Origin of the sequence: Paraniabella hibiscisoli (assembly GCF_022512515.1) — a bacterium.
Taxonomy (GTDB): Bacteria; Bacteroidota; Bacteroidia; order Chitinophagales; family Chitinophagaceae; genus Niabella; species Niabella hibiscisoli.
In genome coordinates, this window is sequence record NZ_JAKWBK010000001.1 from 3,488,403 (window position 1) to 3,500,800 (window position 12,398).

Annotated in this window: 16 protein-coding genes; all 16 read right to left on the reverse strand. The window is 41.7% G+C overall.

What is annotated here, in order from left to right; all coding sequences use genetic code 11:
- Positions 1-351: 351 nt before the first annotated feature.
- Positions 352-693, reverse strand: a complete 342-nt coding sequence (locus MKP07_RS21725; RefSeq protein WP_240849060.1) for a hypothetical protein — start codon at positions 691-693, stop codon at positions 352-354.
- Positions 694-728: 35 nt separating this feature from the next.
- Positions 729-989 carry a hypothetical protein gene (locus tag MKP07_RS21730; RefSeq protein ID WP_240849062.1) on the reverse strand — a complete coding sequence of 87 codons (261 nt, stop codon included), beginning with the start codon at positions 987-989 and terminating at the stop codon, positions 729-731.
- Positions 990-1,081: 92 nt separating this feature from the next.
- The gene (locus MKP07_RS21735; RefSeq protein ID WP_240849063.1) at positions 1,082-2,464 is read right to left on the reverse strand and encodes a TolC family protein; all 1,383 of its coding nucleotides are present in this window, start codon (positions 2,462-2,464) and stop codon (positions 1,082-1,084) included.
- Positions 2,465-2,553: 89 nt separating this feature from the next.
- Positions 2,554-3,240, reverse strand: a complete 687-nt coding sequence (locus tag MKP07_RS21740; RefSeq protein ID WP_240849065.1) for an ABC transporter ATP-binding protein — start codon at positions 3,238-3,240, stop codon at positions 2,554-2,556.
- Positions 3,241-3,279: 39 nt separating this feature from the next.
- Positions 3,280-4,539: an ABC transporter permease gene (locus tag MKP07_RS21745; RefSeq protein WP_240849066.1), complete on the reverse strand. Its 1,260-nt coding sequence runs from the start codon at positions 4,537-4,539 to the stop codon at positions 3,280-3,282.
- 17 nt (positions 4,540-4,556) lie between these two features.
- Complete coding sequence (locus MKP07_RS21750; RefSeq protein WP_240849067.1) at positions 4,557-5,258, reverse strand: ABC transporter permease; 702 nt, start codon at positions 5,256-5,258, stop codon at positions 4,557-4,559.
- On the reverse strand, positions 5,219-5,635 hold the full coding sequence (locus MKP07_RS21755) for an ABC transporter permease (protein ID WP_240849068.1): 417 nt from the start codon (positions 5,633-5,635) through the stop codon (positions 5,219-5,221). The genes MKP07_RS21750 and MKP07_RS21755 overlap by 40 nt, the downstream gene beginning before the upstream one ends.
- 68 nt (positions 5,636-5,703) lie before the next feature.
- The gene (locus tag MKP07_RS21760) at positions 5,704-6,228 is read right to left on the reverse strand and encodes an ABC transporter permease (RefSeq protein WP_240849070.1); all 525 of its coding nucleotides are present in this window, start codon (positions 6,226-6,228) and stop codon (positions 5,704-5,706) included.
- An 8-nt stretch (positions 6,229-6,236) separates the two neighbouring features.
- Positions 6,237-6,608, reverse strand: coding sequence for an ABC transporter permease (locus MKP07_RS21765; protein WP_394803686.1), 372 nt, complete (start codon positions 6,606-6,608; stop codon positions 6,237-6,239).
- Entirely contained in the window at positions 6,536-8,137 is a 1,602-nt protein-coding gene (locus MKP07_RS21770; RefSeq protein ID WP_240849073.1) for an ABC transporter permease, read from the reverse strand. The genes MKP07_RS21765 and MKP07_RS21770 overlap by 73 nt, the downstream gene beginning before the upstream one ends.
- A 14-nt stretch (positions 8,138-8,151) precedes the next feature.
- Complete coding sequence (locus MKP07_RS21775) at positions 8,152-9,675, reverse strand: FtsX-like permease family protein (RefSeq protein WP_240849075.1); 1,524 nt, start codon at positions 9,673-9,675, stop codon at positions 8,152-8,154.
- Complete coding sequence (locus MKP07_RS21780) at positions 9,597-9,779, reverse strand: hypothetical protein (protein ID WP_240851130.1); 183 nt, start codon at positions 9,777-9,779, stop codon at positions 9,597-9,599. Before MKP07_RS21780 ends, MKP07_RS21775 begins: the two co-directional genes overlap by 79 nt.
- Positions 9,764-10,357 carry an ABC transporter permease gene (locus MKP07_RS21785; RefSeq protein ID WP_240849076.1) on the reverse strand — a complete coding sequence of 198 codons (594 nt, stop codon included), beginning with the start codon at positions 10,355-10,357 and terminating at the stop codon, positions 9,764-9,766. The genes MKP07_RS21780 and MKP07_RS21785 overlap by 16 nt, the downstream gene beginning before the upstream one ends.
- Positions 10,357-10,536, reverse strand: coding sequence for an ABC transporter permease (locus MKP07_RS21790; protein WP_240849077.1), 180 nt, complete (start codon positions 10,534-10,536; stop codon positions 10,357-10,359). The genes MKP07_RS21785 and MKP07_RS21790 overlap by 1 nt, the downstream gene beginning before the upstream one ends.
- Positions 10,537-10,597: 61 nt before the next feature.
- On the reverse strand, positions 10,598-11,998 hold the full coding sequence (locus MKP07_RS21795) for an ABC transporter permease (protein ID WP_240849078.1): 1,401 nt from the start codon (positions 11,996-11,998) through the stop codon (positions 10,598-10,600).
- Complete coding sequence (locus MKP07_RS21800) at positions 11,998-12,321, reverse strand: ABC transporter permease (protein ID WP_240849079.1); 324 nt, start codon at positions 12,319-12,321, stop codon at positions 11,998-12,000. The genes MKP07_RS21795 and MKP07_RS21800 overlap by 1 nt, the downstream gene beginning before the upstream one ends.
- Between the last annotated feature and the right edge of the window lie 77 nt (positions 12,322-12,398).

Sequence of the window (12,398 nt, forward strand, 5' to 3'; positions counted from 1 at the left end):
ACTGGCAGAAACAGAGTTGTTGCGCCTGAAGGGCGATATCGTTAAATAGTTCATATAGGTCAACTATTATATCCAGCCAAAACTTATGTATAGATACTGATTTGGCTGGATTTGTATTTACTTTTTCCGCTGGTTAATCAATGCTAATAATAGTTGGCTAAATTCTTATTGCTATGAAATTTTTTGCGGAAGTATAAGGTTAGAAACGGCCTGTAACAGTTCAACTTTGATCTTTACTTTTTTACTACCTCGTCCTTGTTTGTTACACGAAATGTTATTGTGAAATAAGAAAACCCATATATAATGGGTTTGGTGGCTCAGATATATTTGAGCGCGGAGCAGAAGCGATACTTATTTTGATTTGTTGATGAGCTTTCCTTCAGGAGTTACCTCAAAATTCAATTCATAGTAGTTGGTCGTGATCATCCTGCCATTTTGCTTTGAAGATTCTCCTTTTTTGGTGGTTTGAATATCAAACTCATGACCGACACCTCCTTTTGCAACCTTTAAAGTGTAATTACCTAACCCGGCATATTCATAAGCATTAGCATCAATCTGCTGAATGGCCTCGGTAACATACTGGGCTATTTTCGAAAAATCGAATTGGGATAATGGCTTTGCATTTCGAACCATGTCTTTATACCAGGGAAATTCTTCCATACTCTTTGCACCTATAGAATCTTCAGTGTTCAAACTGATCTTTATGGCTTTAAAACCTTCCGCTTTTACTACTTCAACCGATTTTGCTTCCTGCGTAAAGGACTGGCTGTTATTAAAATCAAAATCGATTTCAAGAAGCTGCTCATCTGGTTGTACTTTTTAGCGATAATTCCGGGGATTTTGTTTACCTGGTCTTGCTGGCTCATATCTACGCCTCCGCCGAAATTTTCTTTAACAGCATTGCAGGCAGATAAACTTACAACAGCAAAGCAAACGACGGCCGCAATAATATTGTTGAATTTCATAACACTTAAAAGTTGTTTGTTCAAATATAAAAGCGTTATGAATCGTTCGGCGACCTGATCAATATTCGCGGGCGTTGAAAAAATATTCGTGCCTGCTATCGGTTTTTTAGCGGATGTTATTCGAGGAAAATATCTAATGCCCCCGGGAATAACTTGTTAAAATGTATTGTTGCTATAGAAATCAAGTACTTTTTTCTTAGAATATAATCGTAGCGCGCGTTAACAAGATTTCGGTTCGCCCGGTCCAGGTTGTTTTTGGCTGTTAGATAGTCGATGGAATTACCCACGCCTTCTGTGAACCTCGCTTCGGCAGCTTCAAAAGATTCTTTATAAGCAGCAACCTGCTGAAGCAGGGTTTGATATTTTTCTACCGCCGTCTGCATATTTAATGTTGCTATATCAATATCCTGCTGTAATTGCCTTTTGGTATCGGCAGCTATGGTAGCATTACGCTTTACCTCCAGCTGTGCCTGCTTGATCCGGGTACGTTGTTGAAACGCATTAAATATGGGAATACTCAACGTGAGGCTCAGTGAGGAGTTCAGGTTATTGTTGAGCTGGGTGCCATAGGGAATGGAACTGCTCAGGTAATTATCCTGCTTTACAAATAGTGGATATTGCTGTTCATTAATGGTTACATAGTCCTGAGTTTGCCTGAAGCTGGTATTTTGCAGCAGGTTTTGTCTTGCTACGCTGGAGTATTGTGTGTAAGCGTTTCCGCCCAGGCTTAATACAGGCCACAACCCACCTCTCGCCATCTGAACAGACTTTATGGAGCTGAGTGTGCGTAAGTCAACCGCTTTTACTAACGCGAGTTGCTGTAAAGCGGTGTGGTAAACACTATTCGCATCTCTGTTGTCGGCCTGCGGAAAGTCACTATTTAGCGCTTCGAAGCTGATCGTTGAATCATAAGGAATGTTCATTAGCCTGAACAAACTTAAACGAGCGTTACCCAGGTTGTTTTTATTGTCGGTAATAGTAAGCCGGTCATTGGCAAACTGACCTTTGAGATCTGATAGCTCCGATGGTTTGATAGCGCCTTCTTTATTGAGTATATTCAGTCGTTCTACCTGTTGTGCAGATAGTTTCGCCTGGTCTTCTACCAAATGGGCCTGCTCGCTTAAACTCAACACCTGCAGGTAAGCCAGGATAATATTAATGGCAAGATTATCTTTTTCCTGTCGCAATTCCATTTGTGAGGCTTTCCAGCTGAGATCCGCTCTTTTGATATTGTTCATCTTCGAAAGACCACTAAACAATACGATACCACTACTCAAACTAAAATTGGAGGAGTTAAACGATTGTGTTACCGGCGAGTTGGTGAAAGGATCGATGCTTCGTCCCTGGTTGAAACCATGACCGGCGTTCCCGTTTAAATCGGGTAGCAGGTTGAGTTTGCTTTGCCTGTAATCTAATTGTTCTGATTTTTCTGCAATGCGCCGCTGCTCCACATCAAAATTGTTATGAATACCGGTCTCTATGCATTGCTGTAAAGTCATTGTTTTTTGAGCATAACTTGTGATGCTTATGCCCATTAAAAAAACACTAAAAATATCCCCGTTTGTTCCTTCATTATAATAAAGCTGTTTTAATTATCCTGCCTGCTTCTTAGCTTAATTTTCAATAGTGCCATCCAGTAAACTGATGATGCGGTTGCCATAAGCTGCATTTTTTCTGAGTGAGTTACCTGTATAATGGTCGTGCCTTCTTTGTTCACTTGTTGGAAGAGCTCCATGATCTCTTCGCCTTGCTTTGAATTAAGATTGCCGGTAGGCTCATCTGCCAGTAAGAGTTTGGGCCTGGCGATCAATGCACGGGCGATACCTACCAATTGTTGCTGGCCACCCGATAATTGTGCAGGAAAAAGATCCTTCTTGGCCACAATATTAAAGCGGTCAAGTATGTCGGCTACCATGGCTTTGCGGTCGCTACCTTTTACATTCTGGTACAATAAAGGTGTTTCTATATTCTCATAAACGGTTAATTCATCTATCAGGTGATAAGCCTGGAATACAAATCCTATATGTTGCTTGTATAGATTGGTTCTTTGCTTTTCTTTTAGCTGGTGAACCGATTCTCCCACAAAGTTGTAGATGCCCTCATCGAAGCTATCCAGCATACCTATCACATTTAAAAGGGTAGACTTGCCCGATCCGGACGGCCCCATAATAGAAACAAATTCCCCTTCGTTGATGGTGAGATTAATGTCTTTTAACAGGAAGATGCGCTGGTTGCCGTTGTTGACCCACTTGTAAACTTTTTTCAGTTCTAACATATAATTAATTGATTCGGATTTTGATAATGATTTGATCTTTTACTCTGTTCTTAAACTTTTTACCGGGTTGGCTATTGCAGCATGCGCCGATTTATAGATGATTGTTATCAATGCCATGCCGAATATAGAAGTGAATAAGGTGCATAGCAGCAATAAGTTTACACCATAGCTGTATACAAATAATTTCATGAATAAATAGCAGATAACATAGCCAAGTGGAAGTGATATGAGCCCGGAAATTAACGTCAGTTTTATAAAGCTTTTAGAAAGTTGTCTTATGATCTCTCTTACGGGAGCGCCCATTACTTTTCGAATGCCTACCTCTTTTGTGCGCATTTCGTTATGATAGGTTACAATGCCCAATAGACCCATTAATGCAATGGTTAGTACTACTACGCAAAATGTTCCGACAATATTCATATCGCCCCCGGGAAAATAGCGTTCATACATATCTTTTTGATAATTAGAAAAGCTGAGCTCGGTGTGAGGGAAATATTTTTTCCAGATGGTATTCATTTCCGATTTAAACCGCTGTTCCTCTACTTTGTTTTTAGTCTTGATATTTAATACATGAAATTGTTGAGGATTGTATTGAATGATCAAAGGTTTTGCAGTAAATTGATAATTGGAATAACAGAAGTTAGATGTGACGCCGCCGATGGTTACTTCCTGCTTGTTATTCATCATAAATGTTTTCCCCACCGCATCCTGCGTCTTTCCCAGGCCAAGAGCAGATAGTAACTGTTCATTAACCAATACAAAAGCGGAAGCAGAGTCGCTAACCGACGATATAAGATTACTCCCAGCCAAAATAGAAAGATTCATATTGATTATAAAATCACTATTGGCGGCATAGTAGCTGGCTGCTACACTTTCACTTTGAGCATTTTTGGCGACGGAGGCCTGGGCGGCGTTACCTCCAAAAGGTGTGGATACCAATCCGACCCGCTCCACATGTTGGTTTGCCAAGATATCCTGCTGCAACAGGCGCTGGTTTTCAGATACAGCAATATTGTAAATGTTTTCCCGGTTAAAATTGGTGTTGTCGGTAGCCATGTATTGGAATTGACCAAACATGCTGGCTACGATGAAAATAAAGCAAGCCGATGCCACAAACTGGATTACCACCAGCATATTGCGTAAAAAGGTTTTCCCCATCGCAGCAGGGGCTATGGTTCCCTTCAATACATTTACCGGTTTGAAGCGGGACAATATTTTGGCGGGTATAAATCCGGCCAGCACTCCTAATAGCATGGCGAACAGAACGAAGCTGGACCAAAGTATCCATTGATTGTCCACATCCCAGGCAAACCAGTTTACATAGCTGAATTTTTTAATAGTTGTAGTACTATAAAGCCTACACCCAGGGAAAGGCTGGTGGTTAGTATTGCCTCGCAGATAAATTGCGTGATTAATTGATACTGCCGGGCTCCTACAGTTTTACGCAAGCCTACTTCTTTTGCCCGGCTAACCGATCTTGCCAAAGTCAGATTTATGTAATTAAAAGTGGCCAGGATCAACAAACCTATAGCGAATGCAAAGTTTACAGAGAGATCAGAGATTGAGTCAACGTAGGTGTTCCCCTCCAAATCCTGGAAAGCAGGTGCCATCTGTTCAATTCCCTGTTTTTTGAAGCTGAGCAATTCTTTCTTTGATTTTGCCGCAGGTTGCCCGCTTAACTTTGCGGCAACAGAGTTGAGCGCCGCGTCTACTTGCTGCGGAGCCACATTGGGATGCATTAAAACATAAGTAAATCCGGTAAGCGATGTAGCACTCGAATCGCTTTTATGAAATTTTTTCCAGGTGCTCATCGATACCATGACATCGGTTTTAAAAACCGTGTTTCTTTTAAATGGCGCTAAAACGCCGGATACTACAAAGTCTCCGTAATCAGGATGAGATAGGATTTTACCTATGGCATTAGAAGCCCCAAAAAAGGCCTCGGCTTTTTCTTGGGTAATTGCAATGCTGTTAGGCTCTATCGGCTTGTTACCCGAAATAAATTTGAAACCGAACATATCAAAAAAGAGGGTTCCACATAAATGGGATTTGCCGAGATCGTTTTCAACTTGTCGTTGAGCTCCCAGTCATAATCGCGTATTGTAAATGTTGCTTTTTCTATCGCCGGGTAATTGTTTTGTAAGATCTCAGCGATTGGTTGTGGTGACAGGGCATAATTGGTAATGCTGCCTCCATTGTCTTTTACATCCGTTATGATCCGGTAGGTGCGCTGAGGATAAGGGTGAAAATTGTCTGCCTCAAAAGCGCTTTGTACCTGTATCAGGGACAACAATGCAAACGGCAGGGATAATCCCAGGCCAACTATATTAATTAGCGAGAATAGCTTGTTCTTCATCAGATTTCGCCATGCTATTTTTACATAGTTTTTAAACATAAATCGATTTTGAGTTTCTTAAAATAGTATTTTACATGGTACTCATTCGGTAGAGATCTCCGTTTTCGTCATTCCGATCTTAAGCTTTTCACCGGATTGGCAATGGCTGCTCTAACCGTGTGTACACTAATAGTAATAATTGCTATGGCTAAAGAGATAACCCCTGTAACAGCAAACAGCCACCAGCTTATTTCGATGCGATACGGGAAGTCAGAAAGCCATTTATTCATTAACCACCAACTCAAGGGCGCAGCAATAACTATCGCCAATACAACCAATAGCAGGAAGTCTTTGGATAAGAGTGTCGCAATATTTTGAACAGAAGCTCCCAGCACTTTTCTGACACCTATTTCCTTGATCCTTTGTCCGATCATCAAAGCAGACATCGCAAACAATCCTAGGCAGGACAGGAGCGTAGCAACACTGGTAGCGATACCCAATATTTTAGAGAAGTTCTTTTCTTTACTATACCATCTGCCCACATTTTCATCTATGAATGATCCATTGAAATCGGCTCCGGGATCCGCTTTCTTATAAGCTTCTTTTACCAGGTTCATAGCAGCTACCGGATTACGATGGGCTATTTTTATCAATGCATAATCTACGAAGTCGGTATGGTCATTAGCGAGGTAAACAGATAGTGGCTTTTTTCCTCGTGCAGTGAATACAGGTGTATATCCGGGATAATACCGATAATAGTAGACCGTGGCTCTAAACTATCGGTAATGAACGAAAGGCCTAGCGGATTTTTAACGCCAAATGATTGGGCCATGCTCTCCGTTACGATCACATTTCTTGAGGTGTCGGTACCAAAGTTCCTGCTAAAATCCCTGCCCGATAGTAGCGGTATTCCCATGGTTTTTAAAAAATCATAATCCACCGTTATTACAATGGTGCGGATCAGGCGCCCGTTGTAATCGAACCCTGATGAGCTCCGTGAAGTGCCTCCATCTTTTCCAACACCGAAATTAATATCACTGCCTGTAACGCTTTCAACAGTTGTTTGAGCAGATAACTGTGAACGAAGGTCAGATATGATCTTTTGCCCTTTTCGGGGTGAGATATGGGAACGCTGATTACAGACTCCTGCGTAAAGCCCAAAGGTTTACTACGCATGTATTCGAACTGCCGGAAAACAATTAAACCCGAGACCATTAGCAGGCAGGCCATTATAAACTGCACTACGATGAGCGCATTCCTGAAAATGCCGGGACGCTTTACCGTAATATTGCCCTTTAGTACGCTTATCGTACTTAAGCGGGATACCGTAGTTGCCGGGTAGCCACCTGCCAGTAAAGATACCAGTACAATTAGTAGGAGGGTGAAAATGATGGGGAAGGGCTGGAGCAAATAACCCAATGAGATCCGCTGTTTTAATAATTGGTTAAGCGGTTTGATGCAAATACTAAGTGCGGCTATGCCTATGACTACTGAAGCCAGACAGATTAAGAAGCTTTCGCCCCATACCTGAAGAAAGATCTGCCGTTTACCAGCTCCAAGGCTTCTGCGTACACCTACTTCTTTTATGCGGGTAAAAGCCTGGGCAATGTTGAGGTTGATGAAGTTAAATACAGCAATAATCAATATTAAAAGCCCAACAGTTAATAAAGTGTATAAATAACTTTTGGCGGTTACCGGCCCCGTTCCTTTCTCAATATCAAAATGTATTTGAGAGAGCGGTAAAAGCCGGAGCGCAATAATATCACCGCTTTCATCAGGTTTGGCGCCTCTTTGTTTCATTTCCTGAATATCAGTAGCACGGTATTTCTGCACTACCGGACGTATTCCTTTTTCAGCATCTGTAGCTGGTATACCAGGTGCCAGTTTAATATAAACATCATGATCCTGTGTATTCCACCGGTCTTTAATGTTAGTGTAATCAGGCCTTAGTTCCGTTCTTACCAGTAAGTCGTAGGTTACAGACGAATTGTCTGGAAAGTCTTTCAATATAGCCGAAATGGATAAGCTTTGCCAAACGCCATCTATATTTACTTTTATTATTTTCCCAATGGGATCTTCTTTTCCGAAAATGGCTTTGGCTGCATATTCGCTCATTACAATGCTGCCCACATCTTGCAGGGGTGCTTTCGTATTACCCGATATGATGGGGAAGGAAAAAATCCTGAAGAAATCATCGTCCACATAATTGAGCTGCAGGTTAATTTCTTTGTTGTTGTAGGCTACGGCGCCATTACCATTCTTGTAACGTGTTGCCAGCTCTACTCCCGGAACTTCTGTCTTCAATGCAGGCGCTACTGGTAAACCCATAGTTGCAGAGCGTCTGGAGCCTATTTCGCCCTGGTCATCGCTGTAAAAGTTGTAGACCTTAAAAACAGAAGATCTATTTTGATGGAAGTTGTCGAAAGAAAACTCATAATAGGCAACCAGGAACAGGAAGATACTACATAAGAAGGCCACAGACATGCCCAATACATTAATAGAAGTATGGAGCTTGTACTTTCTGATATTCCGCCACGCTGTTTTTATATAATTTCTAAACATAGCCAGGTATTGAATTATTCGTTTCTTAAACTTCTTACAGGATTGGCTATGGCCGCTTTAATGGATTGGAAGCTTACTGTAACCAATGTGAGCAACATAGCCGCAGCGCCCGCAATCAGGAATACCCATGCATTGATCTCTGTGCGATATTGATAGTTTTGAAGCCACTGTTTCATTACCAGCCAGGCTACCGGATAAGCAATTAAACAGGAGATCGCTACTAGCAATAAAAATTCTTTTGAAAGGAGTTGGGTAATACCCGTTATGCTGGCGCCGAGTACTTTACGGATGCCAATTTCTTTGGTACGTTTTTCAGCTGTGTAGGCCGAAAGTCCAAATAAACCTAAACAAGAAATAAGTATTGCTAATACGGCAAATATTTTGGACAGGGTACTTATTAGCTGTTCATTCTGGAACATCTGGTCGAACTGCTCATCTACAAAGTGACTGCTAATAGGGTAAGAAGGTGTATGCTGTTTGATGGCAGCGGTTATTTTGGTTATAGCCTGTTCTATATCAATGCCCGGCTTTACACGCAGGTACATATTGTTAATACTGCTCATATTGTTGCAATAAAATACCACCGGGTCAGGTTGCGCATACATATCTCCATAGATATAGTCGTTCACCACGCCAACAATAGTAAATTCACCACCTTCGGTGTCTCCCTCCCAGTACATTTTTTTGCCTACAGCACTGCCATCGCCCATCATTTTTTCTAAAGCCCGTGTAATGATAATATTAGGATTTTTGGTTTGAGCACTGTCCGATACCACCAGGTTGTTGCCTGAAATCAGCTGCATCCCGTAGGCATCGAAGAAACCCGGGTTAATGCCACGCGTGGAAATAAGCGTTTTGTCCTTATTGAGTTTTCCTTTCCAGGTAAGACCACCTGTATTATTGCCGCCGTATAGATTATTGTAATCGCTTAGCCCTATATGTTCAACAACATGGGTATTTAAAATATCCTGCTGTATGGCCGCATAGTTCTTTCTTATTTCATCATTCATGTCAATTTGCAGCAGATTACTTTTGTTAAAGCCCAGGTTACGGCTTTTTACGTGTTGTATCTGCTGAAAAATAATGACGGTGCTGACAATTAAAATAATTGAAATGCTGAATTGTAATACTACCAGACCTTTTCTGATAAAAGCGGCGCTGCCGGTTTTAACGTTCAGGCCTTTTAATACAGACACAGGATTGAACGACGAAAGATAGAAGGAGGGGTAGCTGCCTGCGATCAGCCCGCAAATAACAGCAATTGTAACCATAGCAATAATATGACTGGGTTGGCTAAGGCCAAGAGTAAGGTTGGTTTGCGCCAGTGAGTTAAAGGAGGGGAGCAGCAATGACATGAAGAGGACTGCAATAATGGCTGACAGGAGGGCCATACAGAGTGTTTCAGCAATAAATTGAAAAATCAGTTTTTGCTTGCCGGCGCCTAATACTTTTCTAACACCTACTTCCCTTGCTCTTTTTCGCTTTGGGCAGTAGAAAGGTTCATAAAGTTGATACAGGCTATAACCAATATGATCCATGCAATAATTGAGAACATGTGTACATACTCAATTCTTCCCCCACCTGTAAGTTTACCATTTTTAAATTCACTTTTAAGGCGCCAATCATTCATAGCCCATAGCATAGGGGAAGCTGTAGCTTCCGCTTCTCTTTTTTGATCATGTTACTAATGGACCGGTTGATAGCCTGTGCTGTTATGCCTTCTTTCAGCTCTACAAAAGTTTGTAAGCAATTGTTGCCCCAGGATTGAGCCCAGGAATGGTTAAGGTTATACCAGATGGCAAAGGGTGCTACCCAATCGAACCGAAGGGTGGATGTAGCGGGTATATTTTCGATAACACCAGAAACAACGTATTCATTTTTATTATCAACCCTGATAGATTTTCCCACTACATTTTTTGCAGTACCAAAGAACTTTTCGGCTGTTGCCTGTGTAAGCACCAAAGAATAAGTTTGTGAAAAGGCGGTTTTAGCACTGCCCTCGGTAAAGTGAAAACTAAACATGCTAAACAGCGATGGCTCAGCATAAGCGCCAAATGCAAATATCGACTTGTCGCCAACTGCCAATAGTTGTTTGGTTCCTTTGTCGGCAATCCGGCAACTGTTAACAATACCAGGTATCTCCGACTGCATGGCGGGTCCCATAGGCATGGGTGTTGAACTGAAGGTGGATGTTTGTGACCCGTAGGTCTGGTTGGTCATTACCTCATATAACCGGTCTTTTTTGAATGGAACTGATCGTAACTTACTTCATGCTCCACCCAAAGAAAAATAAAACCAGCACAGGTAATACCAATAGCTAAACCAAAAATATTCAGAAAGCTATAACCTTTGTTTTTCCAAAGGGTTCTGAAAATAGTTTTTATATAATTATTGAGCATGTATTGATTATTTGAAAATTATCGTCTTATTACTGTTATAGAGAAGCGCTAATCATCAATCTTATTCTGATCTAAGACTTTTGACCGGGCTGGCAGTTGCAGCTCTTATAGCATGGAAACTAATTGTTGACAGTGTGATAAGGATCATACCCAGAACAGCTGCGGCGAAAACCCACCAGGATATTGCTACTCGGTAATTATATTTCTCCAGCCATTCATGGAGATAGTAATAGGCGACGGGTATAGCTATAACACTGGCGATGCTTACCAGTATTATAAATTCAGCCGAAAGTAAAGTCCATAAATTAAATACAGATGCGCCTACTATTTTTCGTATTCCCAGTTCCTTGGTACGTTGTTCTGCTACAAACGATGCTAAGCCGAATAAACCTAAGCAGCTAATGAAAATAGCCAGCAAAGTAAAGAAGCCCGCCAGGTTGCCAATGCGTTCTTCATTGGAGAACTTTTTGGCATATTCTGTATCCGCAAACTCATAGGCAAATGGTGCTGCGGGGATCAGTTTCTTAAAAACTTTTTCTATAATCGCCAGGGATGCTGACGTGCTTTTTTCCGGATTTAGTTTCAGGTTAATGACGTTTACGTTATTATTCGTTAAAAGATATACCGCCTGCTTCACCGGTTCGTATGGAGACGTCATTACCATATCTTTTACCACACCTACAATGGTAAACGCGCCGGCTTCCGGGCCATCTCCCCATCGTACTACTTTGCCTATAGGGTCTTTTACACCCATAAATTTTACAGCCGCTTCGTTCAGGATTACGGAACTACTGTCTCCTTTAAATTCCGGGGAAAAGTCGCGTCCCTCTTTAATAGTAAAGCCAACTGTTTTCCCATATTCGGCGGTTATCCAAATGGTGGCAAAGTCACTATCAGTATTAGGGTCTTTACCCTCCCAGTTAAAACCGCTGTTATTACTCCATACACCGGTAACGGGGCTTGACGATTCAGACATTTCTTCAATGGCCTGTTGTTTTTTTAGCTCTGTACGCAGGATATCGTATTTGCCGTAAAAGTCCGGCGTCTGCATCATGATCGATACCAGGTTATTCCGGTCATAACCAACAGGCCTGTTTTTACTATGTTGTATTTGCTTGTATACAATGATAGTGCAGATCATTAAACAAACAGAAACTGCAAATTGCATTACCACTAAAACCTTCCGGGGCAGGGTAGCCAACCGCCCGGCTTTAAAAGTGCCTTTTAATACTTTGATAGGCCTGAACGAGGATAAATATAATGCAGGGTAACTTCCGGCTAATAAACCGGTAACAATAGTAAAGCCGAGGCCGATCAACCAAAACCAGCCATTGCTCCATAAAATATGTATTTGTTTGTCGGCTACTTTGTTAAACCAGGGCAGGGACACCATGGTGAGCAATATGGAAAATACAAAAGCAATAAGTGCTACCATTACCGATTCGCAGAGCAGTTGTCCCACTAATTGGCTACGATGTGACCCAACTGTTTTCCTGATCCCAACTTCTTTTGCTCTTTTTCGGAACGGGCAGTGCTTAGGTTCATGAAATTGATGCAGGCTAGTAGTAATACAAATGCACCAATGATAGCGAACATCCAAACATATTCTATTTGTCCGCCAGACTGTACTCCCTCTTTGTAAGATGATCGCAGATGCCAGTCTTTCATTGGATGGAGAAAGATCCGGGATTTAAACCTTTTGTTTCTTTCTGCTACCTTGTTATATCGTACTTTCTGAATTTTGGCGCTTACCGATGCGAAATCGGTATGGTCATTTATTTGCACAAAGCATTGAAATGAATTGTTGCTCCATTGTGTAGCCGCCTCTGCTAACCATCCTTCGGATGTTTTATACAGGTCCC